This is a genomic window from Chitinophaga sp. 9-1-y, from assembly GCF_059511905.2.
The window spans coordinates 3,709,475-3,734,349 of the sequence record NZ_CM197955.1 but is presented as its reverse complement, the minus strand read 5'-3'; the positions used below and the strand labels follow the sequence as shown (position 1 = coordinate 3,734,349).

Annotated in this window: 18 protein-coding genes; 15 read left to right on the top strand and 3 right to left on the bottom strand. The window is 47.5% G+C overall.

The features are described 5' to 3' along the window. Positions 1-45: 45 nt before the first annotated feature. The gene (locus AC5ZC7_RS14835; protein ID WP_496162330.1) at positions 46-2,421 is read right to left on the bottom strand and encodes an FtsX-like permease family protein; all 2,376 of its coding nucleotides are present in this window, start codon (positions 2,419-2,421) and stop codon (positions 46-48) included. A 117-nt stretch (positions 2,422-2,538) separates the two neighbouring features. Beyond that, on the bottom strand, positions 2,539-3,099 hold the full coding sequence (locus AC5ZC7_RS14830) for an AAA family ATPase (RefSeq protein WP_496162331.1): 561 nt from the start codon (positions 3,097-3,099) through the stop codon (positions 2,539-2,541). Between the two features lie 138 nt (positions 3,100-3,237). Between AC5ZC7_RS14830 and AC5ZC7_RS14825 the strand changes: the two genes are divergently transcribed. From AC5ZC7_RS14825 to AC5ZC7_RS14770, 12 genes are all read left to right on the top strand, one after another. Then, entirely contained in the window at positions 3,238-4,527 is a 1,290-nt protein-coding gene (locus tag AC5ZC7_RS14825) for an ATP-binding protein (RefSeq protein ID WP_496162332.1), read from the top strand. Positions 4,528-4,706: 179 nt separating this feature from the next. Further along, the gene (locus AC5ZC7_RS14820; RefSeq protein ID WP_496162333.1) at positions 4,707-5,162 is read left to right on the top strand and encodes a DUF7832 domain-containing protein; all 456 of its coding nucleotides are present in this window, start codon (positions 4,707-4,709) and stop codon (positions 5,160-5,162) included. 249 nt (positions 5,163-5,411) lie between these two features. Continuing rightward, positions 5,412-6,095, top strand: coding sequence for a response regulator (locus tag AC5ZC7_RS14815; protein WP_496162334.1), 684 nt, complete (start codon positions 5,412-5,414; stop codon positions 6,093-6,095). Beyond that, positions 6,092-7,459, top strand: a complete 1,368-nt coding sequence (locus AC5ZC7_RS14810; RefSeq protein WP_496162335.1) for an ATP-binding protein — start codon at positions 6,092-6,094, stop codon at positions 7,457-7,459. The genes AC5ZC7_RS14815 and AC5ZC7_RS14810 overlap by 4 nt, the downstream gene beginning before the upstream one ends. Positions 7,460-7,658: 199 nt before the next feature. Further along, positions 7,659-10,409, top strand: coding sequence for a magnesium-translocating P-type ATPase (gene mgtA / locus AC5ZC7_RS14805; RefSeq protein ID WP_496162336.1), 2,751 nt, complete (start codon positions 7,659-7,661; stop codon positions 10,407-10,409). 137 nt (positions 10,410-10,546) lie between these two features. After that, positions 10,547-11,647: an efflux RND transporter periplasmic adaptor subunit gene (locus AC5ZC7_RS14800; RefSeq protein ID WP_496162337.1), complete on the top strand. Its 1,101-nt coding sequence runs from the start codon at positions 10,547-10,549 to the stop codon at positions 11,645-11,647. A 27-nt stretch (positions 11,648-11,674) separates the two neighbouring features. Further along, positions 11,675-14,758, top strand: coding sequence for a CusA/CzcA family heavy metal efflux RND transporter (locus AC5ZC7_RS14795; protein ID WP_496162338.1), 3,084 nt, complete (start codon positions 11,675-11,677; stop codon positions 14,756-14,758). A gap of 9 nt (positions 14,759-14,767) precedes the next feature. Beyond that, positions 14,768-16,051, top strand: a complete 1,284-nt coding sequence (locus tag AC5ZC7_RS14790; RefSeq protein ID WP_511911567.1) for a TolC family protein — start codon at positions 14,768-14,770, stop codon at positions 16,049-16,051. A gap of 329 nt (positions 16,052-16,380) precedes the next feature. Beyond that, positions 16,381-17,079, top strand: coding sequence for an SDR family NAD(P)-dependent oxidoreductase (locus AC5ZC7_RS14785; RefSeq protein ID WP_496162340.1), 699 nt, complete (start codon positions 16,381-16,383; stop codon positions 17,077-17,079). Between the two features lie 269 nt (positions 17,080-17,348). Continuing rightward, complete coding sequence (locus AC5ZC7_RS14780) at positions 17,349-18,374, top strand: histidine kinase (protein ID WP_496162341.1); 1,026 nt, start codon at positions 17,349-17,351, stop codon at positions 18,372-18,374. A 59-nt stretch (positions 18,375-18,433) separates the two neighbouring features. Next, on the top strand, positions 18,434-19,186 hold the full coding sequence (locus tag AC5ZC7_RS14775) for a LytTR family transcriptional regulator DNA-binding domain-containing protein (RefSeq protein WP_496162342.1): 753 nt from the start codon (positions 18,434-18,436) through the stop codon (positions 19,184-19,186). Positions 19,187-19,260: 74 nt separating this feature from the next. Then, entirely contained in the window at positions 19,261-20,394 is a 1,134-nt protein-coding gene (locus tag AC5ZC7_RS14770) for an FG-GAP-like repeat-containing protein (RefSeq protein WP_496162343.1), read from the top strand. 89 nt (positions 20,395-20,483) lie between these two features. On the opposite strand, the gene AC5ZC7_RS14765 is transcribed toward AC5ZC7_RS14770, so the two are convergent. Then, the gene (locus AC5ZC7_RS14765) at positions 20,484-20,708 is read right to left on the bottom strand and encodes a hypothetical protein (protein WP_496162344.1); all 225 of its coding nucleotides are present in this window, start codon (positions 20,706-20,708) and stop codon (positions 20,484-20,486) included. A 130-nt stretch (positions 20,709-20,838) separates the two neighbouring features. Between AC5ZC7_RS14765 and AC5ZC7_RS14760 the strand changes: the two genes are divergently transcribed. From AC5ZC7_RS14760 to AC5ZC7_RS14750, 3 genes are all read left to right on the top strand, one after another. Beyond that, positions 20,839-21,318: an inorganic diphosphatase gene (locus AC5ZC7_RS14760; RefSeq protein ID WP_496162345.1), complete on the top strand. Its 480-nt coding sequence runs from the start codon at positions 20,839-20,841 to the stop codon at positions 21,316-21,318. Between the two features lie 261 nt (positions 21,319-21,579). Next, positions 21,580-24,219, top strand: coding sequence for a PAS domain S-box protein (locus tag AC5ZC7_RS14755; RefSeq protein ID WP_496162346.1), 2,640 nt, complete (start codon positions 21,580-21,582; stop codon positions 24,217-24,219). Between the two features lie 139 nt (positions 24,220-24,358). Next, a complete protein-coding gene (locus tag AC5ZC7_RS14750) occupies positions 24,359-24,874 on the top strand; it encodes a response regulator (protein ID WP_496162347.1) in 516 nt (171 codons plus the stop codon). Position 24,875: the final 1 nt, after the last annotated feature.

The window sequence follows — 24,875 nt, the reverse complement described above, 5'->3', positions numbered from 1 at the left end:
TAAATCATCAGCGGCCACCACACGCAAGCGTGGGGGCCGCTGTTATTAACCGGCGTTGATATTTTTCATGGGATTGGCGGCTACTGCACGTACTACCTGCACGCCCACCGTAACCAATGCAATGAAAGCGGCAAAGCTGCCGGCGATGATAAATATCCCTGCGCCAATAGTTACCCGGTAAGCAAATCCTTCCAGCCACTGATGCATTACCCGCCAGGCCACCGGAGCAGCCAACAGGAAGGCGATCCCCACCAGCTGCATAAAGTCTTTTGAAAACAAGGTTATCATATGGGGCATACCGGCACCCAATATCTTGCGGATACCAATTTCCCGCATCCGTTGTTGGGTGGCAATATGTACCAGGCCAAACAATCCCGAGCAGCAGATCAAAATAGACAATAACGCTGCCAGGTAAATAATTTCTTTCCAGCGTTGTTCCTGTGCATATTCACGGGCGTTTAAGTCGTCCAGGAACTGGTAGGAAAAGGCCGTTTCCGGCAATGCTTTTTTATAGGCAGCCGCCAATGCATCCAGCGCAGCGGATTGCCGGTGCGGATCCAATTTTAGCCATACCTTGCCACCAAAAGTGGGATGCTGTATCATCACCAATGGGGTGATACGTTCCCGCAGCGAGCCCGTATGGAAGTCTTTTACCACACCGGTAATGATGCGGGGTAAGGAATCGAAATAGGCATCCGTATGAATAGACGTACCAATGGGATGTGGAAGACCCGCGGCTTTCACAAAGGCCTCGTTCACGATGGCGCCGGAAGACATGGCGCTGTTGAAGTTTTCTCCGGCTGTCAAATGAATACCCATGGTAGCGAGGTAGTGGTTGTCAATAACCCGGTGAATCGCGGGAATCTCTTTGCCGGCCAGTTGTACGCCGGAAGTACCACCTCGTTCACCACCAAAAGAAAGTGCCTGAATACCGGGGTCTTTTGATAGTTCATTTTGAAGTAATGCCTGTACCGGCCTCAGTTCCCGGGCGCCACTAATGGACGTTACCACCACCTGCTGCGGGTGATAGCCCAGGTCTTTGGTCCGTACATAGTCCATTTGCCGGTAAAACAACAGGGTGACGATGATAAAGAAAACGGCCAGTGAAAACTGGGCAACAATTAATACCCGTCCCAGTAGCTGCCGCCCAAACATGTGTTGTTTGCCAGAGAAGGCCTGCAGGGCGGTGCATTTAGCCAGTATATAGGCCGGGTAAAGGCCGGTGAGCAGCACAATACCCGAAAGTAAGAGCACGGCAGACAATAAAAGTGTTTTGTTAAAGAGGGCTGCCAGGGGAATCGCTTTGCCGGCTACCTGGTTAAACAGGGGTAATGCCGCTGCGCTGAACAGCAATGCCAGCACCAGTGCCAGCGCGCATAAAAGCCCTGATTCTACCAGGAACTGGGCAATGATCTGGCGATGGTTACTGCCGTTGATTTTTCTGACACCTACTTCTTTCACACGTTTTAAAGAACGGGCCAGTGTAATATTGATAAAGTTGATGGCGGCCATCAGCAGAATAAAAACCGCAATGCCGAGGAATATATAGGAAAAGATGGGATTACTGCCGTTGATAATGCCTGCTTCCCGGCTACCTTCTGTATTGTACAAAGGATGCAGGTGCATGTCCGTTACTGGCTGCAATCCAAACACCAGCAAGGGCTTGCCGGTACTGGCATAACTACGCTGTATATGATTCAGTGTGGTGGTAACGGCTGATGGTACTGCGTCTGCCCGTAGCGATACAAACGTACTCAGATAGGTATTGAACCAGTCGTTATCTTCAAATGATAATTGCAGGAAGCGAAAAGGCAGTAATACATCAAATTGTATGGAGGAATGCAGCGGGGGATCTTTCGCCACGCCACTGATCACCAGGGGCTTGCCCAGCATCCGGGCAGAAGGATCTGCATCCATGCGCAGCAGCTGGCCTACTACATCGGTGCGGTTGAAATATTTCAACGCCGTCCTTTCCGTAATAACAACGGATCCAACGTCATGCAGTGCCGTAGCGGGATCGCCTTTCAGCAGCGGAAAGTGGAGTACGGAGAAGAAACTTTCATCTGCAAACAGGAGTTGTTGTTTCAATACTTTGTCATTGGCAATGATATCGCCATAAATATCTCCTCCCATCACCCGGCTGTAATCCACCATTTCCGGCACCTGTGTTTTAAACACAGGCCCCTGCATCTGGCCGGTATTTCCCGTTAGCCTGGAAACATTATCTCCCTGGGTAACGGTAGTGGTTATACGATAAACAGTTGGTTCATGAAAGGTATCAAAGCTATGTTCATCTACCAGGTACAGGATCGCTAATAACATGCCCGCCATACCCAGCGCCAGTCCCAGCGTATTGATAAGCGCATACAGTTTGTGCTGCTTATGATGACGGATGGCTATTTTAAAATAGTTCATGAACATAGTGTCGCTTTTGTATGCGCGTTGCTTCAGAAAAGGTGCCATCTTTCAGCAACCCTGATAGTCAGTAAGATAGCTTTTTTGCAGGAAATCATTTTGTTCATGATTGTACACGGTTGTTCATATCCGCACAGGAAAAGCAGGAAAGATAACGGACAGCATGAACTGTACCCGCGCGTCTACGGTGGCTTCCGGCAGTATAACGGTATCATATCCCAGTTCCCGGTAGGTACATATCATTTGGTCGTAGGTACGTACGGCTTCGTCGAAAGACTGCTTTCGTTCGTTGTCCTGTTCGTAAATAGCCGGCCAGGGAGGTGTAAAAAATACCTTTTTATTAAAAGTGTGAAGCATGGCGGCTTCTTGCATACGCGCAGGTACGGGCAGCCCGCACAGCGTTAAGTAGCCGATGGTATCCGCGATGCCCCGGTCAAAAAATACCGGTTGCGTTTGCCCGACCATTGCTGTAAAGTCGCGCAGCGACTGCTCAAACATCAGTTGGGCAAACGCTTCCCGGTTGCGCCAGGGCAGCGCGTCGCCACCACTGGCCACCTGTTGTTGAATAATATCCCGGCCGCTTTCCGGTACGCAGACATATCCTGACGCCTGCAATGCCTTAATCACGGTGGTTTTTCCCATCCCCGGACCACCGGAGATGACAAAAAAATTGTCTTTTCGCATGCTGTAATATTTTGAAAATAATAATGTGAGGACTGGAAGGGGAGAAGAAGTAGCAATATAAGTAAAACTCTGAATTTTCGGAGTATCTTTGGTGCATCTATGCTGCAGGGGCCAAAGCAATTTATATATCAAACGGCGGTGAATTTTTGGAATCACATTGTACAGTTAGGTGTGTATCCAACCATGCCTTTTATTGAGGCAAGGCGTACCATGTTGCTCAACCTGTTATCGCTTCCCTGTATTCCTTTCATGTGTTTTTATTGTATTGTGAATGCCTGGCAGGGCAGGTACCTGTTGTCGGTATTAAATGCGGTAACAACGCTGACAGCGGTGGCCGTATTACTCCTGCACAAATACCGGATGTACCTGAGCGCAAGGATTGTACTCATTTTCTTCAGCGTGGTATTGTATACATTTACCGGCTTGTATTTTCATAATGGCGCAGAATATTTTTTATTAAACATCCTGGTGGTCACCATCATGATATATGACAACAAGTGGGTGATAGGATGCCTGAGCATCTTGATTATTTCGGCCTTTTTGCTGATTATATTTATGCCACAATCCTGGTACCTGGCGCCACCGGTGCCGGAACACCGGGTATGGAGCAACGTCGCCGTATCGCTGATATCTATGATTATAGCATTACTTTTCTTCAAATACATACAATCCGACTACCAGCAGGAAATAGAAAAGCAGCGACAGGCACTGTTGTCCATGAATAAAGACAAAGAAAAATTGTTCTCTATCGTGGCGCATGACATCCGTAGCCCCTTATCTACCCTCGAAAGTTTACTGGATATGTTCCAGAAGGGGCAGTATCCCCGGAATGACATGGAAGAAGCTGCCGCCACCCTGCATAAAAAGGTAGCCCAGCTGGGAGGTACACTGGATAATGTGTTGCGCTGGAGTACCCGCAGTATGAAAGGTATCCAAACAAGGCCCCGGCATTTTTTACTGTTCCCGGTGATGAGTGAAGTACTGCTTTTCTTTGAACTGATCATACAACAAAAAAATATGAAGGTGGACGTAGAAGTGCCGATGAGCACTGCGCTCTACGCCGACAGGGACCAGGTATCCGTTATCCTCCGTAACCTGTTCAGCAATGCCCTTAAATTCAGTTATGCCGGTGGAAAAATAACAGTATTAGCCTGGCAAACGGCAGACCAGGTTTCTATCCGTATCACCGACCAGGGTGTGGGAATGGATATGCAGCAATTGAAAACGCTGTTTACCTCCCAGCAACAACCCGCCTATGGCACCACCGGGGAAAGAGGTACCGGCATCGGGCTGCTGCTTTGCCGCGAGTTTGCCGAACAAAACAACGGTACCATCGAGGTAGAAAGTGCACCAGAAAATGGTACCACCTTTATCATACAACTCCGCCGGGGCGATATCCCCGCTAATGAACCCTCCAACGCTAATTAATCCGCCCCACATGATACCGGCACCGGAAAACTTTGTATTAGATGAATTATTAATTTATGCTATATTTGCGTGCCCGAAAAAAGTGATGAGCAGAGAAATGGCTGGCATCTTTTGTAAAATATAACGTCACCGTATAAACGCATTTTAGCTAAACATTAATACCTAAATTTAGAATCCCTATGGCCAAATATGATCATGCTGCCTGGCATTACGACGGTGACTTCCCTAAAGATTTATCTCCGGATCACGCAGCAACGCATATCGGTATGTTTTTAGCCTGGTGTATTGAACATGATCTTTTGTCGGAAGAGCAAATGGATGATTGCGAAGAAGATATTGAAAAGGTAAAGAACAGAACATTAACCGGCGCCAAATACCTGATCGCCAATTGTGACGAGAAATTTACTACCCACGATTTAGATCAAACCGGAAATGATTTTGCGAAATCTTATTATGCCCGCAAAGAGAAAACTGCGGCCGCTAAATACCCCAGTTATTTCGAGGACTACGAAGCAGTATTTGGAAACGATACTCCCAGCTTTAATTTCTATACCGTTGCAGATACCTGGGAAAACTACGACCGCCTCAAGCCACTGATGGATCAACGGTTTGAAGCGTGGAAGGCGTTTCAGTGAACATAAGGAGAGCGGATTTTTGTCTTTGTACAGGATTAGGCTGATTATACTGATTTTGTTTTTATGATTTTGGGCGATAAATAAAATATATTATTCATCTATCTTACTTAATCAAAAAAGTGTAATCAGTATAATCAGCCTAATCCTGTACAAAGACAAAATCCGCTCTGCTAATCCGAGAAAATAGCTTTTTGCTTTCCGCTTTCTGCTTTCCGCTTTTGTTATACCTTTGCCTCCTAAACAAGGCTTATGCAGATCCTGGTAATTGAAGATGAACAAAGGATGGCGGAAATGATTAAAAAGGGACTGGAAGAACAGGGATTCCAGATATCCCTTGCCTACGATGGGGAGATGGGGAAAAAACTGGCCCTGTCCCAATCCTTCGATCTCATCATCATGGACCTCATCTTACCTAAGATCAACGGCCTGGACCTGTGTAAACAGATACGCAGCGTGCTGCCGGATTGCCCCATTATTATGCTCACCGCCCTCGGCACGACGGATGATAAAGTTGAAGGCTTCGACGCCGGCGCCAATGATTATCTCGTAAAGCCTTTCGATTTCCGGGAACTACATGCCCGCATCCGCGCCCTGATCAAACGGAATCAAGCCAATACCAATACTTACAGCCAGGGTTTCCTGTTACGTTTTGCAGACATGGAAATGAACCTGGAAACAAAAATTGTAAAGCGTAGCCAGGTAGTCATTTCCCTGACACCAAAGGAGTTCCGCCTGCTCGAATACATGATGAAAAACCCGGAAAGGGTGTTATCACGCACCGAAATAGCAGAAAAAGTTTGGGATACTTTCGATTCCGGTACTAACTTCATTGATGTATACATCAACTACCTGAGAAAAAAAATCGATAAAAATTTTCCGACAAAACTAATCCATACCCGCTCCGGCATGGGTTTTATATTTAAAGCAGAGTGAAAATAAGGGTTCGGCTCATATTGTTATTCCTGGTACTTTTCGGCGTACTGCTACTCGCATTTGCGGTATTCGTGTACGTGTCTTCTGCCAGTACCCGCAAGGAAGACTATTACGACCACCTGAAACGGGAGGCCATCACCAAAGCCAATATGCTGCTGGATGCCCACGTGCCGCCCAATGTATTGCAACTGATGTATAAAAATGCCGACAATGTATTGTTTGGAGAAGAAGTAGCTATTTATGATACTGCATTTAACCTCCTGTATCACGACGCCGTGCAAATCGACAAGGTAAAGGAAACCCGGCAAATGATCAACGATATCCTGGCCCAACAAAGTATTATGTTTGAGCAGGGATCGCTGCAGGTAGTAGGACTCCTGTATGAACACAACGGCAGCCGCTATGTGGTTACCGCAGCAGCTACCGATAAATATGGCCTGCAGCGCCTGGAGCGACTACGCTATAGCCTCATCCTTTCCTTCATTGGGATTATTGGGCTCACGATTGTTGCCGGCTATTTTTTTGTAGGCCGCGCCCTGAAACCGGTGGAAGATATGATTGACAAAGTAGAAGAAATTACCGCTACCAACCTGGATTTGCGGGTGCCGGTACAAAATGAAAAAGATGAAATAGGAGAGCTGGCCACCACCTTTAATAAAATGCTGGACCGGCTGGAACACTCCTTTGATGCACAGAAACATTTTGTCAGCAACATTTCCCATGAACTGCGTACACCGCTGGCTACAGTGGTAGGGGAGTTACAGATTGTGTTAACGAAAGACAGAACACCTGCTGAATATAAAGAAGTCATCAGTCTCGCACTGACAGATGCGCGGCGGCTGGTACGCCTGTCTAACGGCTTACTCGATATGGCTAAAGCCAATTATGACCATACCGAAATAGGCCGTAAAATATTACGGGTAGATGAATTACTCATGGATGCCCGCGACGCCGTGATCAAATCGGCCGATGACTATAAGGTAGACATCGTATTTGAGCAGGAAATTGAAACAGACGATGTGATTTCCGTTAATGGAAATGAATACCTGCTGAAAGTAGCCTTTATTAACCTCATGGAGAATGCCTGCAAGTTTTCGCCGGACCATCAATGCACCGTATCCATTCGTTATGAGCAGGCCGACCTGGTACTACGTTTCATGGATAAAGGGATTGGTATCAGCGAAGAAGATCTTCCGAATATATTTACCACTTTTTACCGGGGCGCTAATCAAAGCTTTACCCGCGGTAATGGTATTGGCCTTTCTTTAACAGAAAAAATCATCGGGATGCACCAGGGCGCTATCAGCGTTACTTCCCGGATGCAGGAAGGCAGCACCTTTACCGTTATCCTCCCGCATTTATAACCCCGCATTCCCACTCTAATAAATTTCTAATAAAATTCTGTCCACCCTCTAACTGCGCTTATCATCGTGCAGGCGTACATTTGCATCGCAATAAAAACAAAAAATTATGGACGCTGGTCCGGAACGTTACTTTATTTTTTAATCTCCTGCCTGATTCTCATAGCGCTGCTGTGCCCATCAGCAGGAAAAATATAGCGCTGTGTTATACTTATCAACTGCTGTAAACAAGCACCCGCATTTCGTGCGCAACTACGCCTTCAGAAAGAAATCAGGCATGCCCGATATCAGGAGAATATTACCTGGCGGGAATGAAGAATCTGCTACCAGCAAACTGCAACAGGTAGCTGCGGCAGACCAGGAAACCTACCTGTCATTGCTCGACAGCCATCCCGAAGGTTTATCTCCCACACAGGCCCGGAAACGTTTAACCCTGACCGGGTTGAATGAAGTGCATCATGAAAAAGCACCGTCCTGGTACAAACAGCTGTTTGCGGCCTTCATCAATCCCTTTATCGCCATCCTGCTGGCCATTGCGTCGATTTCATTCATCACCGATGTATGGATGGCCGCTCCCGGTGAAGGCGACTATAAAACTGTGATCATGGTGGGCATCATGGTGATGGTGAGCTCCCTGCTTCGCTTCTTCCAGGAATACCGCAGCAACCGCGCAGCCGAACAACTAAAAAGCATGGTAAGAACTACGGCTACGGTTATACGTAAATCAAAAGAGAAAACAGAAACGGACATCAAACAACTGGTGCCGGGAGATATTATTTTCTTATCCGCCGGGGACATGATCCCCGCAGATTGCCGCCTGGTGCAGTCGAAAGACCTGTTCGTAAGCCAGGCAATGCTGACCGGGGAATCACTTCCCGTGGAAAAACATTGCTTCCTCATACCCGATGCCTTTCACAAAACCGTACTGGAACTGGATAATATCTGCTTCATGGGTACCAACATCGTGAGTGGCGCCGCCACCGCCGTGATTGTAAATACCGGCAACCAAACGTATTTTGGCTCCCTCAGTAAATCAATCACCGGTAAACGTGCGGAAACCAGCTTCGATAAAGGCGTAAACAAAGTAAGCTACCTGCTGATCCGCTTCATGCTGGTAATGGTACCCCTCATCTTCCTCATCAACGGACTGGTAAAAGGTAACTGGTGGGACGCCCTGTTATTCGCCATCGCAGTAGCCGTAGGACTCACTCCCGAAATGCTGCCCATGATTGTTACCGCCAACCTGGCGAAAGGTGCGGTGAACATGAGCAAACGCAAAGTAATCATCAAACGCCTGAATGCCATCCAGAACATTGGCGCTATGGATATACTGTGTACTGATAAAACCGGTACCCTCACCATGGACAAAATTGTACTGGAAAGACACCTGAACATTTTTGGAGAAGAAGATGAAGAAGTACTGAAATGGGCTTATCTCAACAGCTATCATCAAACCGGCCTCAAAAACCTCCTGGACGTGGCGGTGCTGGAACATGTGGAACTGCACGATTACCTGAAAGTGGAAGAACATTATCTCAAGGCAGATGAAATTCCGTTCGACTTCCAGCGCCGCCGCATGTCCGTAATCCTGAAACAGCGTAACGGCAAACAGCTGCTGATCTGCAAAGGCGCCGTAGAAGAAATGCTGCAGCTATGCACCCATGCCTTCGACCCGGGAGAAGATAAAGAGCTACATATCGAATCAGATAAAATTATCCCGATAGATGAAAAAGTACGCGAAAACATCCTGCGTATTTCCGGCAAACTCAACGAGGAAGGCCTGAGAGTACTGCTGGTAGCCATCCGTGAGTTTGATGACCGGGCGCTTACCTATACCGTAGAGGATGAAAAAGACATGGTACTCACCGGTTTTATCGGGTTCCTTGATCCTGCTAAACCCTCTGCCCGTGTGGCAATTGAGTCGTTGCAACAACTGGGTGTGCAGGTGAAAGTATTGACTGGCGACAATGAAATTGTGACCAGGAAAATATGCCGCGAAGTAGGGATTCCCTTCTCCGATATATTGCTGGGGCACGACATAGAGCAGCTGGACGACGCCACCCTTGCCCAAAAAATAGACCAGGTATCTATCCTGGCTAAACTCAGCCCGGTACAGAAATCAAGAATAGTAAAGCTGTTACAGGCAAAAGGACATACCGTGGGCTTCATGGGCGACGGCATTAATGATGCTGCCGCACTCCGGGATGCGGATGTAGGTATCAGCGTGGATACTGCGGTAGATATCGCCAAAGAAAGCGCTGATATTATCCTGCTGGAAAAGGATTTGATGGTGCTGCGCAAAGGTGTGATCTATGGCAGAAGAACCTTCGGTAATATCATTAAGTACATCAAGATGACGGCCAGCAGCAACTTTGGTAACATGTTCAGCATGATTGGCGCCAGTGCATTATTACCTTTCCTACCCATGCTGCCAGTGCAGATTTTAGTACAAAACCTGCTGTATGATATTTCACAGGTATCTATTCCATGGGATAAAATGGACCAGGATTTCATAGACCGGCCTAAGAAATGGGATGCGACTGATATCTCCCGGTTCATGTTGTGCATCGGACCTGTCAGCTCCATATTTGACTACGCCACTTTTGCCATTATGTTTTATGTATTTAAGGCGGCTACACCTGAACACCAGGGCTTATTTCAGACAGGTTGGTTTGTAGAGGGATTATTATCGCAAACGCTGATTGTACATATGATCCGCACGCGTAAAATACCCTTTATTCAGAGCTGGGCTACCGCACCGGTAGTGGCCTTAACGAGCCTGATTATGCTCATTGGTATGGCCATTCCGTTTACGCCGTTTGCGGCATCACTAAAAATGGAACCGCTTCCGCTGTCCTTTTTCCCCTGGCTGATCGCTATATTATTTAGTTACTGTATGCTTACACAGCTCATCAAAACCTGGTATATCAAAAGATTTAATCAATGGTTATGAGTGCTGCAACACGGCGGTGGATAGCCGCCCTCATCGTGGTCCTGTTGCTGCTTGCCTTAGACTGTTGGATCAGCAGTCACCGGGCAGGCAGGTAACCAACAGGGCTACTTTCCCTGGTATTTTTTCAATCCGAACATATGAACAAAAGATTAATTGCTGTTGGCATGCTCACGGCTGCTGCTTGTCATGCCGTTAAGGAAGATGCTGTCACTACGGCTGTTCCAACAGGAGATACCATTATCCTGTCCGCTGGTTCCGCCCTGGAGAATCGTATTAAAATTAATGCGGTGCTCAGTGCTCCTTACAGCCATGAAGTTCAAACCGCCGGTGTGGTGAAAGCTATCCCCACACAGTACGCGGAGATAGCACCGCCTTTCCAGGGCCGCGTCACCAAAACCTACCTGCGCCTGGGTATGAAAACCCAACCGGAAACACCGTTATTCGAAATCAGTTCGCCGGATTTTATGGCGGCACAGAAAGTATTCTTCCAGGAGAAAGCGCAGCTGCAACAGGCGGAAAGAACCTGGAAACGACAGCAAGACCTGATGGCAAATGGCGTAGGTACACAAAAGGACCTCGAAGAAGCACAGACTGCCTATGAAGTAGAAAAGAAGGAATATGAAAATGCGGTGATGGGGCTTCAGGTATTCAAAGCCAGTCCGGAGAAATTAACGTTGGGTCAGCCATTGGTGGTACATGCGCCGGTAGCGGGAGAGGTGATTGAAAACAAAGTGGTACTGGGCCAGTTTATCAAAGACGATGCCGCCAGTGTGGCTACTATTGCCGATTTATCCGATGTATGGGTAGCAGGACAGGTAAAAGAAAAAGATATTCGCCTTATTCATACCGGCGACGACTGTACGATTGAAGTAGTGGCCCTGCCTGGTGTGCCACTGAAAGGGAAGGTGTATCATATCAATGCGGTGGTAGATGAAGATACGAGGAGTGTGCAGGTATTAATGACCGTTCCCAACGCCGCACATACGCTGAAACCTGGTATGTACGCCACCGTTAGTTTCAGGGAACAACCCACACCCGCATTGCTGATTCCCGCTACTGCGCTTTTACAGGCCGGTGAAACACCCTATGTATTTGTAGCTGCTGCACCCGGAAAATTTGTGAAACGCGCAGTTACTACCGGTGCCGCCATTAATAACCAGGTGGTAGTTACTGCCGGCCTGCAAGCCGGCGACCGGATTGTTACCGCGGGCGGGTTTTACCTGCTCGATGCGAAATAAGTACTCCTTTCTTTTCAAGTAATTTTTATGAACAAACTGATTTTTACGGCTATTCAGAAGCGGTGGCTCTTTGCTGCGCTCTTTTTGCTCCTGGCCCTGTTTGGCTATTACTCCTGGCAACAGCTGGCAGTGGAAGCCTATCCTGATATTGCAGACGTTACCTCCCAGGTGGTAACGCAGGTACCGGGTCTGGCAGCTGAAGAAGTAGAACAACAAATTACTATTCCGGTAGAACGTGCACTCAACGGTATGCCGGGCATGCAGGTGATGCGCAGCAAAAGTACTTTCGGCTTATCTGTGATCACCATTGTATTTGAAGACGGGATGGAGGATTATTGGGCCAGACAAAGAATTACGGAACGCCTCAATGATGTAGACCTGCCCTATGGCGCCAAACCTGGTCTGGACCCGCTCACATCGCCTATCGGGGAAATATATCGTTACATTATTGAAAGCAACCGACACGACCTGAAAACGCTGACGGATCTGCAAAACTGGACCATCATTCCCCGTATCAAGCAGGTGCCCGGCGTAGCGGATGTTACCAATTTCGGTGGTATCACCGCACAATACCAGGTGGAGATCGACCCTACACTGCTGGAACAATATCATGTGTCGCTGGCAGACGTGCAGACGGCAATTAGTAACAACAACGCCAATGCCGGCGGTAGCGTACTCAATATCGGCGATCTCGGCTATGTAGTGCGCGGTATTGGCCTGGTGAAAACACTGGAGAGCCTCGGAGAGGTAGTGGTGAAGTCGGTCAACGGCGTACCGGTATACCTGAAAGACCTGGGGCAGCTTAAGCTGGGTAACCTGGAACGCAAAGGCATCCTGGGGTATACCGATCGGCAGGTGAATTACAGCGAAGGTGATGAGGGTATTGTGCTCCTGCTGAAAGGCCAGAATCCTTCGGTGGTACTGGAAGGCATACACGCCGCTGTAGACGATCTGAATCAGCATATTTTGCCGGAAGGGGTACGGATACGTCCCTACCTGGATCGTACACAACTGATTAATAATACGCTGGATACCGTATCGCATACTTTACTTGAAGGTATCGCCCTGGTAATTATTGTGCTGATCATTTTCCTCGGCAACTGGCGCGGGGCATTGATTGTTGCCATTACCATTCCATTGGCGTTACTCATTGCGTTTATTTTAATGCACTTTACACATATACCAGCTAACCTGTTGTCGCTCGGTGCCATCGATTTCGGTATCATCGTAGATGGCGCTATTGTGATGATGGAAGCCATCCTGAAAAAGCGGGAGGAGCAGCCGGCCGACATGTTAACAGAAAGCTCCATTGCGCAGAAAGCGGCGGCAGTAGCGAAGCCGGTACTTTTCGCCACGGTCATTATTATTACGGCTTACCTACCCCTGTTTTCTTTTGAAAGAGTAGAACGGAAACTGTTCACGCCCATGGCATTTACCGTAGGATATGCGCTGTTGGGAGCATTGGTAGTAGCATTGTTGCTGATACCCGGGTTGGCATTTGCTATTTATCGCAAGCCCCGTCAACTGTATCATAATAAATGGCTGGAGCGGCTGACCACCAACTACCAGCAACGCCTGGAAAAAATCATGGCGAAACCCAAACAGGTATTTATGCCCCTGGCATTGGTACTAACGGGCGCTATCATCCTCTCCCTAACAGTAGGAAAGGATTTCCTGCCACCATTGGATGAAGGATCTATCTGGCTGCAGGTGCAACTACCGCCGGGGATATCGCTGCAGCGCTCCCGGGAAATGAGTGATAGCCTGCGTCAACGTACCCTGCAATTTGATGAAGTCACCTACATGATGGTACAAGCCGGTCGCAACGACGACGGTACGGACCCGTGGACCGCCTCGCATTTCGAATGTTCCATTGGTTTAAAACCCTACCGGGAATGGAAACATGGCCGTACCAAGGCAGATCTGATCAACGATTTATCTGCTGCTTATGCTGCTATGCCCGGGTATAGCGTAGGTTTCAGTCAGCCGATGATTGATGGTGTGATGGATAAAATTTCCGGTGCACACAGTGAGTTGGTAGTGAAAGTATATGGCGATGATTTTAAAGAAACCAGACGTATTGCAGCAGCAGTAGCTGCTACGTTAAAACAAATCCCCGGCGCCGCTGATGTGGCCATCGACCAGGAACCTCCATTGCCGCAACTGCAAATATCTGTAGACCGGTCTGCCATCGCACGTTACGGGCTCAATGTGAGCGATGTAGCCGAACTGATAGAAGTGGCCATCGGTGGCAAAGCAATTTCCCAGGTATTTGCAGGCAACAAAGTATATGATGTGATTTGCCGGTATACCGATGATAGTCGCAATACACCGGAAAAAATCGCGGGCCTGTTGTTGACTTCCACTACCGGCGCGAAAATTCCGTTATCGCAGGTAGCTACCGTGAAAACAGCCACCGGGGAAAGCACCATCACCCGGGAGTTAAACAAACGACACCTCACCGTGAAACTAAACCTGCGGGGTAGTGACCTGACCACTTTCCTGCAAACAGCACAGCAGCGCATCGACAAGCAGGTAACCTACAATCATGATCAGTACCATATTAAATGGGGAGGGCAGTTTGAAAATCAACACCGCGCGTATGCCAGGTTGGTAGTCGTAGTGCCGTTGGCGTTAGCCATCATGTTCATGCTGTTGTATGGCGCTTTCGGCACCTTCCGGCAGGCAGGCCTGATCATCAGCATTGTACCGTTGGCCTTATTCGGAGGCATGCTGGCACTCAATATCCGGGGTATGACATTGAACGTATCATCTGCTGTGGGTTTCATTGCCCTATTTGGCGTGGCGATTCAAAATGGGGTGATCCTCATTTCGCAGATCAACGATTTGAGAAAGCAGGGATATGCGTTGTTGACTGCAGTGGTTACCGGCGCCAGCAATCGTTTCCGGCCGGTGCTGATGACAGCCTCCGTGGCCGCTTTGGGCTTGTTGCCCGCTTCCTTTGCCACCGGCATCGGTTCGGATGTGCAACGACCGCTGGCCACCGTGATTGTATACGGCTTACTGGCAGCCACTGCTATCACGCTGTTTGTATTGCCGGCCTTGTATTATCTCATCGAAAGAAAATGGAATTCTTCACCGGAAGTATAAAGTGATTATATGCAATTTTTAAAAAGATACGGGATCGGGATAATATGCTGCTTATCCGCACCCAGCGCCACGATGGCCCAGTCTGACACCAGTTTTAGCAAAGCACCGCTCACATTGCAGGAATACCTGCACCGGGTGAGTACCCAACACCTGGGTTATGCTGCGGAGCAATACAATGTGAGCATCGCCACGGCAGGCATCGAGAGCGCCAAAGTATTCCCGGACCCCCAGCTTTCACTGGGTGGTTTCGACAACCAGCACCGGGTACTGCACTTGTCTTATGGCTACAACGTAGGACTGGAAACTACCATAGAGCTGGGCGGCAAAAGAAAGGCCCGCATTGGCCTGGCCCGCAGCACAGTAGAACAAACCCAGGCCCTGTTGCAGGACTATTTCCGTAATCTGCGGGCAGATGCCACACTGTCCTGGTTTAATGCCCTGCTGCAGCAACGTTTGTATACCGTGCAGCAGCAATCGTATCTGCTGATGCAACAACTGGCGGACGCCGATGCCATCCGCTTTAAAAAAGGCGTAATAACGGAAACGGATGCACGTCAATCTAAGCTGGAAGCAGATAACCTGCTCAACAAATTATACCAGCAGGAAGCCGACCGCAAAACCGCCTTGCTCCAACTACATATAAATACCGGACAGGTGCGGGCAGATACCTTGTTGTGGCCATCGGGGAACTTTGAACACCTGCAGCGGGCATTCATCTTACAAAATCTCCTCACCAATGCCGCTGATACCCGTGCCGATGCCGTAGCTGCCAACGCAGGGAAAACCGTGGCCGGGAAAACACTCTCCCTGGTGAAAGCCAACCGGAAAATAGACCTGGGCCTCAATGCCGGTATAGGCTATAATGCGGAAGCTACCAGTGAAATAGCACCTACGCCCCGCTATATGGCTACCTCGGTTGGTATTTCAGTGCCATTGAAATTCTCTAATCACTATAAAGGGGAACTACATGCCGCCCAATATGCCGTTAAACAGGCTGCCCTGGCCTATGATCAGGTATTACTCCAAATAAATACGGAAGTGCGGGAAGCCTGGTGGAATTATAATGCCGTGGCCCAACAGGTACGGCAATACGAAAACGGCCTGTTGCAAGCCTCGCAAAAAGTATTGGACGGTAAAATATACAGCTACAAACGCGGAGAAACTTCTTTGCTGGAAGTCTTAAATGCACAACGTACCTGGAATGAAGTGCAGCTGGATTATTATCAAACCCTGTATAACTATGCAGCCGCATTGGTTGCGCTGGAGCGGACTGCCGGGATATGGGATTTGTAGCAGCTTTTAGCGGTTAGCTATTAGCTTTTAGTAAAATGCAGCGAAGAACATTATCTGTTAATCTTCGCTGCATTTTACTAAAAGCTAATAGCTAACTGCTAAAAGCTATTTTTGCTATCAATGTTCTCCGCTGCATTTCACTAAAAGCTAAAAGCTAACTGCTAAAAGCTATTTTTGCTATCAATGTTCTCCGCTGCATTTCACTAAAAGCTAAAAGCTAACTGCTAAAAGCTATTTTTGCTATCAATGTTCTTCGCTGCATTTCACTAAAAGCTAATAGCTAACTGCTAAAAGCTATTTTTGCTATCTTGGTACAAACCCAGCTATAAATGAAAATATGTTTAGTAACAGGCGCCAGCAGTGGTATTGGTTTTGCTATTGCTGACGCCTTACAGGCAGATGGATATACCGTGATAGCTACTGCCCGCCGGGAAGACCGGCTCCGGCAATTAACCGGTGCTCATGTAACCACCATTACGGGAGACTTATCAGATGCTGCTTTCCAGGATCAGCTGATCGCGGAGATATATGAAAAATATGGCCGTTGTGATTATCTCTTTAACTGTGCAGGTACCATTGCTACCGGTGCTATTGAAGACATCGATATTGATAAGGTAACAAACATGATACAACTCAATGTTACCGCTACTTTCCGGCTAACCTACCAATTGCTGAAACGTTTCCGTCAACAGGGATTTGGACACGTGATTAATATGTCCAGTGTGCTGGGTACAAAAGTAAGGCCTACCGCCGGTGCTTATGCCGCTACCAAATTCGCGATGGAAGCATTGTCAGAAGCATTGCGCATGGAGCTTACCGGTAGTAACATACAGGTATCCTGTATTGAGCCAGGCCTTGTGATGACAGAACTGCATAAGGACTGGGAAGTACATCCCAGGGAAGCAATGGGCATTCACGAGCCATTGAGTACTGCTGATATTGTAGGTACGGTGCGGTTTATCATGCAACAACCTGCACATGTAAGAATTCCGCGGTTAATGATTTTACCGAAGGATCATAATATATGACTTGAGCAGATCGCAGCGAATGTTGTCTTGTACAGGATTAGACTGATTATACTGATTTTGTATTTTTAGGATTAAGAAAGATGTGGGGAGAAAACAGCGGATATACCCACTGAAATCTTCTTTTATCTTCTAAAATCATAAAATACAAAATCAGTATAATCAGTCTAATCCTGTACAAGACAACATTCGCTGCACTCATTCATTAAAATAGCTGTTTGCTTTCTGCTTACCACCAAATTCTCTTATCTTAGTTATCATAATCCCAAAAAATGTACGAGCGAAAAATAAGAGGGTTTGCCCCGCTTTTTCTTTTCCTGTTCCTCTTGCTTTTTTTCTATGGTATGCTGATTCACGATAAAGATTCTGCGGTGAATTGTATACTGATATCCCTGTTTTATGCAGTGGCAGCCAGTGAAGCAGGCCGTTTCCTGGTGTTGTTTTCCCGCCGGAAATTGCCGGGCAACCGCAATATGATGAAGCGGATCCGGCTCATTGTTGTTAGTGGTATTCCGTTATTAGGTATGCTGGCATTGGCTAATCAGCTTTTGGGCAGATGGATTGGCTTTTATGACGAGGTAAAAATAGGGGACTATGCATTCATTGCAGGATTAACCATTCTCTGTAGCCTGCTGGTGGTAGGGGGCTACGAGGGATTGTATTATATGTCGCAATGGAAACAGCTGTTTATGGAATCTCAGCGGCTCAAAAAAAGTAACCTGGATAGCCAGTACCAGTTTTTGAAAGACCAGGTAAAGCCGCATTTCCTGTTTAACAGTTTGAATACCCTCAGTGCTTTAATTGTGAATGACCCTGTAAAGGCGGAATCATTTGTAGATGAGATGGCAGCAGTGTACCGGTATCTTCTCAAAAAAAATAGCCGGGAGCTGACCACCTTCCGGGAGGAACGTATTTTCCTGGAATCCTATGTGCTCATGCTCCGTACCCGTTTTGAGGAATCCCTGATTGTGCAGATTACCGTAGCGCCGGAAAAAGAACATTACCTGTTGCCACCATTTGTATTACAGATCCTGATAGAAAATGCAGTGAAGCATAATATAGTGTCGAGAGACCGGCCGCTGACGATTGTTATTTTTTCAGATGACGAAGATAACCTGCATATTCGGAATAACTTACAGCCCAAGATAAACCGGGAGCCATCCGATAAAACAGGATTGGAAAACCTCCGTACGCGTTACCGGTTGTTAAAGAAAGAACAAGGGCTGCAGATTACTGCTGCAGATGGCTTTTTTACTGTGGTGATTCCGCTGATACAAACGAATATATATGAAAAGTAACCACATTTTTATATCTTCGGATATCCCGCAACCCCTAATTTTTACTAACTATAGCGAACATGAATGCGCTGATTATTGAAGACGAATCGCTTGCGGCAGATCGCCTCATCAAGATGTTGTCTAAAGAAAATGAAGACATTAATGTGATGGCAGTTTTGGATACGGTAGAGAAATCTGTCGCCTGGCTGCGCGAACATCCCGGTCCGGATGTCATCTTTCTCGACATTGAATTGGGAGATGGTAAGAGCTTTGATATTTTTGAAGAAGTAACCGTGAATGCCCACATCATTTTCATCACCGCATTCGATGAATATGCAATTCGCGCTTTTAAGTATAACAGTATCGATTATCTTTTGAAGCCGCTGAAAAAAGCGGACTTGTCGGCAGCGCTGACCAAGTTCCGGCAATATTATGCCCTGGCAGGAGGGGAAGTAGATATGTCGGCGATTGTGCAGGCACTGCGCCGCAGGGAGTATAAGTCGCGCTTCCTGGTGGCCGCCGGCTCACGGCTCTATTCCGTGAATGTGAACGAAGTAGCGTTTATATATACCCGTGAACGGCAACATTATCTGAAAACCTTTACAGGATTAGATTATCAGGTAGATAATAACCTGGATGAACTGGAAACGCAACTGGACCCTGCTCATTTTTTTCGCGTAAACCGGCAGTTTATCATTCATCATCCCGCCATAGACCAGGTATTTGCCTGGTTTGATGGTAAAATAAAGTTGCAGGTACAGCCAGCAGCATATGAAGACATCATTATCAGCCGTTTAAGGGCGGCAGATTTTAAGCGGTGGCTGGGCAAATAAACCCACAGGACACTCCAGGATAGTTAATTCCGCTTGTTTATTATCTTGTTGGAGATAACTGATTCCACGCTGATATGAAAAAACGATTGATACCCACCATCGCCGGCTTACTGTTAGCCAATACTTTACCCGCACAACAACGTGCGATCCCCACGCTGCTATTCGAAAAGAAGGTGGTGGCCGCAGAAAGTTATGAATCCGTGGCCGTGTTGGATGTGAACAACGACAAAGTACCGGACCTGGTATCTGGCGCCTACTGGTATGAAGGACCGGCTTATTTCAGGCGTCATTACATAGGCGCCGTGAAGCAGTTTGGCGAATACTGGGACGATTTTTCTACCATCCCTTTTGATGTAAACGGTGATGGCCGCATGGATTTTATTACCGGTGGCTGGTTTGGTAAAACGTTGGTGTGGAAAGAAAACCCCGGTAATGACAGTGAATGGAAAGCGCACGTGATAGCCGCGCCTGGCAATATAGAAACCACCCGCTCCTTCGATATAGACGGTGACGGCATCCCGGAAATTATTCCCAATACCCCCAACGATCCATTGATTATTTACCGATACAACAAAGCCTCCGGCGGGTTTACCGCGCATAAAATCCTGGATCGCAAATCAGGCCATGGCCTGGGTTTCGGAGATATAAATGGCGATGGCCGTATAGACATCGTGTTGCCGGAAGGCTGGGTAGAAGCGCCTGCAGCGCCTTTCACCGCTCCGTGGACTTTTCACGCAGACTTTAACCTGGGCACTGCCAGTGTACCCGTGATCGTTACAGATGTCAACAAAGATGGGCTGACCGATTTAATTGTGGGACAGGGCCACGACTATGGCCTGGATTGGTATGAGCAGCATAAAGACCCCCAAACAAATAAACGCAGTTGGATTAAACATACCATTGACCCTAACAATTCCCAGTATCATACTATGTTGTGGACGGATATAGATGGTGATGGGCAGGAAGAACTGGTTACCGGGAAGCGGTATCGTGCACATAATGATCATGATCCCGGTTCCGCAGACCCTTGTGGCATTTATTATTTTAAGTGGAACGGAGAATCATTTACCAAACAGGTGATCAGCTATGGAGAGAAGGGAGCGGGGCTTTACTTTGGAGTTTACGACCTTACCGGATCAGGGCGAAAAGACGTGGTGGTAGCGGGTAAGGATGGGCTGTTTATTTTTTATAACAAAGGAAATAAGTAAGTCAGGGGAGCATCTGCGGATGCTTCCGGTGGTAGGGATACTACGTTTTGCCTTTACCGTTAGTCCCCAATTTAAATTCAGCCGGCTGCTCAGGCATGGTGTTGTGCCAGCCAGCTTTCTATGGCCGTTCCGATGGCTGCTGTTTGTGCCGTTTCGTTATCTTTTCCTTCTTCAAACCAATGGTTGGCGCCTTCATTATCCTGCCTTTTGAGCAGGTGAATGGTTTTCTCTGGCAGGCGGACAATAAAAACATTTTCATCCTGGCGGGTAACGCCAATGTCGTGGCTTTGCAGCTGTATTTGGAAGTCGCTCATGATAATCATTTTATGATATTCGTACAATCATTATGCCCTCCTGTGTATTATATGTCTTTTGGTTGCCGCTTTTTTTGTTTCTTCGCAGTCGAGTCCTCTTTATCCTATTATTGACCAACAAAATGTGCGTATGATCATTAAAGAGTTACCTGTTGTCATTGAAACCCCGAGAGGGAGTAGTGAAAAATATGATTTTGATCCGGCATCCCGCTTTTTTGTTCTCAACAAGATTTTACCCGCCGGGATGGTTTTCCCTTATGACTTTGGTTTTATCCTGGGTACCCGGGGGGCCGATGGAGATCCATTGGATGTTATGGTGATTTCAGAATTTAAAAGTTTCCCCGGCTGCCTGATTAAATGCCGCTTATTGGGGGCTATTAAGGCAGAGCAACGTGAAAGAGATGGAACAGTGGTGCGAAACGACCGCTACATTGCCGTGCCCGTGGTATCGAAAGCCTTTAAAGGGGTGGATGCGGTGTCCGCTCAAACCATCCGGGAGATTGAACATTTCTTTATTGCTTATAACGAACAGGAAGGTAAACAGTTTACCCCATTGGGATATATAGAGGCTGCACCGGCCTATGAACAAATTAAGTTTCCGGATAAGTAGCCGGGGACTGACACGATTATTGCAACCTTATGGTAGAGCGGGAGCTGCCGGACCATAGGGATTGCCTGAGATTACTGGTCCAACACCCCGAAACTGTTAGCAGCAGGCAGGGAACTGGAAAAGCTTAGCAGGATCAAACGCATACTACAACTGTATTTGATGTGCATTTTTTTACCCAGTTTTTTTGCTGATTGTGGAATTTTAAGACAATATCCTGACAGCATCAACCAGTATATCTTTTATGACTTTATTCTTTGTACGATGTTAAACGCCCCGATAAAGGCGACTTTCCGTGAACCAGTGGGTGGGGTAGACGACTGCCTGTTTGGTGGAGGAGAAGCCGGTAAACTGATCCGTTCTTTTGACTGGACGACCTCTGCGTTGGGACCTGTTACGCAATGGCCTTCATCCCTGAAAACCTGCATGCGTATTTTGCTGGCCTCCCCGCAACCCATGTTTTTATGGTGGGGAGAGGATGCGGTACATATACATAATGACGCGTACCGGCAGCTATTGGATGCGCAGGATCGGGATCCATTAGGCTTACCGGCCGCCCTGGCCTGGAGCAACCTATGGGATCAGCTGCAACCCCGGTTCACCCGCCTGGTGAAGGGAAAAAACAATATCGAAGATACCCACCTGTTACAGCTGGTACAACGGGAAGGGCTATACTATCACTTCCATGCCTGCACCATTCCGGATGAATCAGGCCGTGCAGCAGGTATCCTGGCTATTGGTACAGCATGGCAACAGTCAGCCGCCGTATCCTTTGTAAAAACAGACATCAGCAGCTTTACCAGCGGATTGTTGTCGCATTTTGAGCCGGTTATCCGACAGGCCAAACTGACGCTGGTGACTAATATTGGCCCGATAAACGCCGATGTATACGTAGACCGGGACAGGTGGGAAAAGATCCTGTTCACCCTGCTGACTAACGCCCTCAGGTATACGTTGCGTGGTGCCGTGGCAGTACGACTGACCCAGCAAAACAATACGATACAATTATCGGTATCTGATACCGGGATGGGCTTAAGTCCCTCCTTAATGGCGGCAGTCCGGGATTATCTCCTACAGAAAGAAGCAGACAATAAAGGACTGGCCCTGGTAAACGAATTGGCGATACTGCATGGTGGTGAGTTGCAAATGAGCAGTGTGCCCGGTGAAGGCAGTACCTTCCAGGTGACCATACCAATAGGAAAAGATCATCTGCCGGCAGATAAAATCCTCCACGGACAAGGTCCCGTAGTATATAAACGATATGAAGATTTTCTGTCGGGCATTGCATCCAGTATCCGTGTTTCCAGGGAAAGACGATGCCAGGAGGCCGGCGTAGACGCCTACCGCCAGGTAATAGCGTGTTTACCGGCCGCCGTTTATACCTGTGATAAATATGGCCGCGTGCTGCTGTATAATGAAGCCGCAGTAACACTCTGGGGCAGGGAACCTGTAGCGGGCATCGATATGTGGTGCGGTTCCTGGAAAATCTATGAACCGGATGGTGTTACCCCCATTGCATTGGATGATTGCCCAATGGCACAGGCTATCCGGGGAGCGGTACCCGTTCGGGGGAAAATAATAGTAATAGAAAGACCTGACGGCAGCCGCCGGATCATACAACCGTACCCGGTACCGTTGTTGGATGACGACGGGGAAGTCACGGGCGCGGTAAACATGTTGGTGGATGTTACCCATGAAAAAACAACACATGAACATTTATCCAAACTGGCCGCCATAGTAGAAAATTCAGATGATGCCATTGTCAGCAAAACCCTGGATGGCGTCATTACCAGCTGGAACCCGGCAGCAGAGCGGTTATTTGGCTATACAGCCGAAGAAATGATCGGGAAACCCATTACCAGCATTATCCCCAATGATAAACTGGATGAAGAGCCTAAAATCATAGAGGTGCTGAAAGCCGGGCATCGGGTAGATCATTTTCAAACCAAACGCATGACAAAAGATGGGACGATAAGAGACTTCTCCTTAACCATATCTCCCATAAAAGATATCGACGGAAATGTAATTGGCGCGTCCAAAATTGCCCGGGATATCACCCAGCAGCGACAGCTGTTTTCGGCCCTGAAGGATAGCGAAGCCAAATACATGCAGCTCACGTTTAAACTGGAAGCTGAAATAGAACAACGTACCAAAGAACTGCAGGATGCTAATGTCGATCTTGAAAAATCAAACCGGGAACTGGAACAGTTTGCCTATGTTACCAGCCATGACTTGCAGGAACCCCTGCGTAAAATCCACACCTTTGCCGGCATGTTGTATAATGTAAACAAGGACATTCTTTCAGATACCTCCCGTATGTATCTTGATAAGGTGATGTTCAGTGCCAGACGCATGTCGCAACTGATCAATGAACTACTGGATTATTCCCGCCTCGTACACGTGAAGGAGCCATTTGTAGAAACGGATCTCAATGAAATATTAAAAAATGTGCTGATAGATTTTGAAGTACCCATTGATCAGCATGAAGTACAACTCGAAACAAACGAACTACCTCATTTATTGGTGAGTCCATTGCAAATGAACCAGCTATTCCACAACCTGTTGGGGAATGCACTCAAATTCTTATCGCCAGACCGGCAGCCGCAAATAAAAGTATATGCGGAACCGTTATCTGCCATTGAGTTGGCCCGTTTGCCGGATCTGGACCAGGATGTAGCCTATTGGGTGGTAGTGGTAAAAGACAATGGAATTGGATTTGATCAGATGTATGCGACGAAAATTTTCCAGATTTTCCAGCGATTAAATGATCGGACGGCTTTTGAAGGAACAGGTATAGGGCTCGCTTTGTGCAGTAAAATAGCCACCAATCATAAAGGATATATTTACGCTAACGGGATACCGGGAGAGGGGGCGGAATTCAGGGTAGTTTTACCGGCTACCTGATTACCATGTTGTTGTTTTGTTAATTATTGGTGTTTTTTGAAAGAAGCTGTTTTCAGTTGAACTTCCAATTTTTTCAGGAACTTTTCCAGGCGTAATTTTGCACCAACACCCAACAATCCTACCATTAAACTACCCTGCGATGAGAGAAAAATTGACTTCCTTATTAATTGATCCGGACCGCGACCGGCGTAACCAGTTTTATCTTGCACTGGACCTTTTGAACATCAGCAAAGCTTGTATTGCTCAGGATAATACCAGCAAGGCGCTGGATTATCTAAAAAAGCAATCCGGCTTTACACCGGATTACATTTTTTTAGACAGTTTGCAACCTTCGGATGAAGCGGTTTTATTTTTACGGGAGCTGAGAAAAATCAAGCGATTGAAACAGGTACCCCTGATCTGGTATGCGCCATCCTTTGATGCGGCACAGGAACAGGCGATGTTGGAAGCAGGGTTTGCCGCCGGTTTGGTGAAGCAGGAAAACCTGCTGCAACTGAAACAAAACCTGCGTATCCTGTTCCAGAGCGAGTTGCAGGAAGCCGTGATACCGGATGAAATGTCCGCTGCCACCCGCTTTAAGATGAAGATGAAAGAAGTGTTGTTGCAAACACAACTGTTGCTGGATACCCAGGAACACGTACTTTCTCCCCGCTAAG

Coding starts and splice junctions, on each gene's coding strand:
- AC5ZC7_RS14835 (WP_496162330.1), bottom strand. CDS start 2,421: ATGTTCATGAACTATTTTAAAATAGCCATCCGTCATCATAAGCAGCAC.
- AC5ZC7_RS14830 (WP_496162331.1), bottom strand. CDS start 3,099: ATGCGAAAAGACAATTTTTTTGTCATCTCCGGTGGTCCGGGGATGGGA.
- AC5ZC7_RS14820 (WP_496162333.1), top strand. CDS start 4,707: ATGGCCAAATATGATCATGCTGCCTGGCATTACGACGGTGACTTCCCT.
- AC5ZC7_RS14815 (WP_496162334.1), top strand. CDS start 5,412: ATGCAGATCCTGGTAATTGAAGATGAACAAAGGATGGCGGAAATGATT.
- AC5ZC7_RS14800 (WP_496162337.1), top strand. CDS start 10,547: ATGAACAAAAGATTAATTGCTGTTGGCATGCTCACGGCTGCTGCTTGT.
- AC5ZC7_RS14795 (WP_496162338.1), top strand. CDS start 11,675: ATGAACAAACTGATTTTTACGGCTATTCAGAAGCGGTGGCTCTTTGCT.
- AC5ZC7_RS14790 (WP_511911567.1), top strand. CDS start 14,768: ATGCAATTTTTAAAAAGATACGGGATCGGGATAATATGCTGCTTATCC.
- AC5ZC7_RS14785 (WP_496162340.1), top strand. CDS start 16,381: ATGAAAATATGTTTAGTAACAGGCGCCAGCAGTGGTATTGGTTTTGCT.
- AC5ZC7_RS14780 (WP_496162341.1), top strand. CDS start 17,349: ATGTACGAGCGAAAAATAAGAGGGTTTGCCCCGCTTTTTCTTTTCCTG.
- AC5ZC7_RS14775 (WP_496162342.1), top strand. CDS start 18,434: ATGAATGCGCTGATTATTGAAGACGAATCGCTTGCGGCAGATCGCCTC.
- AC5ZC7_RS14770 (WP_496162343.1), top strand. CDS start 19,261: ATGAAAAAACGATTGATACCCACCATCGCCGGCTTACTGTTAGCCAAT.
- AC5ZC7_RS14765 (WP_496162344.1), bottom strand. CDS start 20,708: ATGAGCGACTTCCAAATACAGCTGCAAAGCCACGACATTGGCGTTACC.
- AC5ZC7_RS14760 (WP_496162345.1), top strand. CDS start 20,839: ATGATCATTAAAGAGTTACCTGTTGTCATTGAAACCCCGAGAGGGAGT.
- AC5ZC7_RS14755 (WP_496162346.1), top strand. CDS start 21,580: ATGTTAAACGCCCCGATAAAGGCGACTTTCCGTGAACCAGTGGGTGGG.
- AC5ZC7_RS14750 (WP_496162347.1), top strand. CDS start 24,359: ATGAGAGAAAAATTGACTTCCTTATTAATTGATCCGGACCGCGACCGG.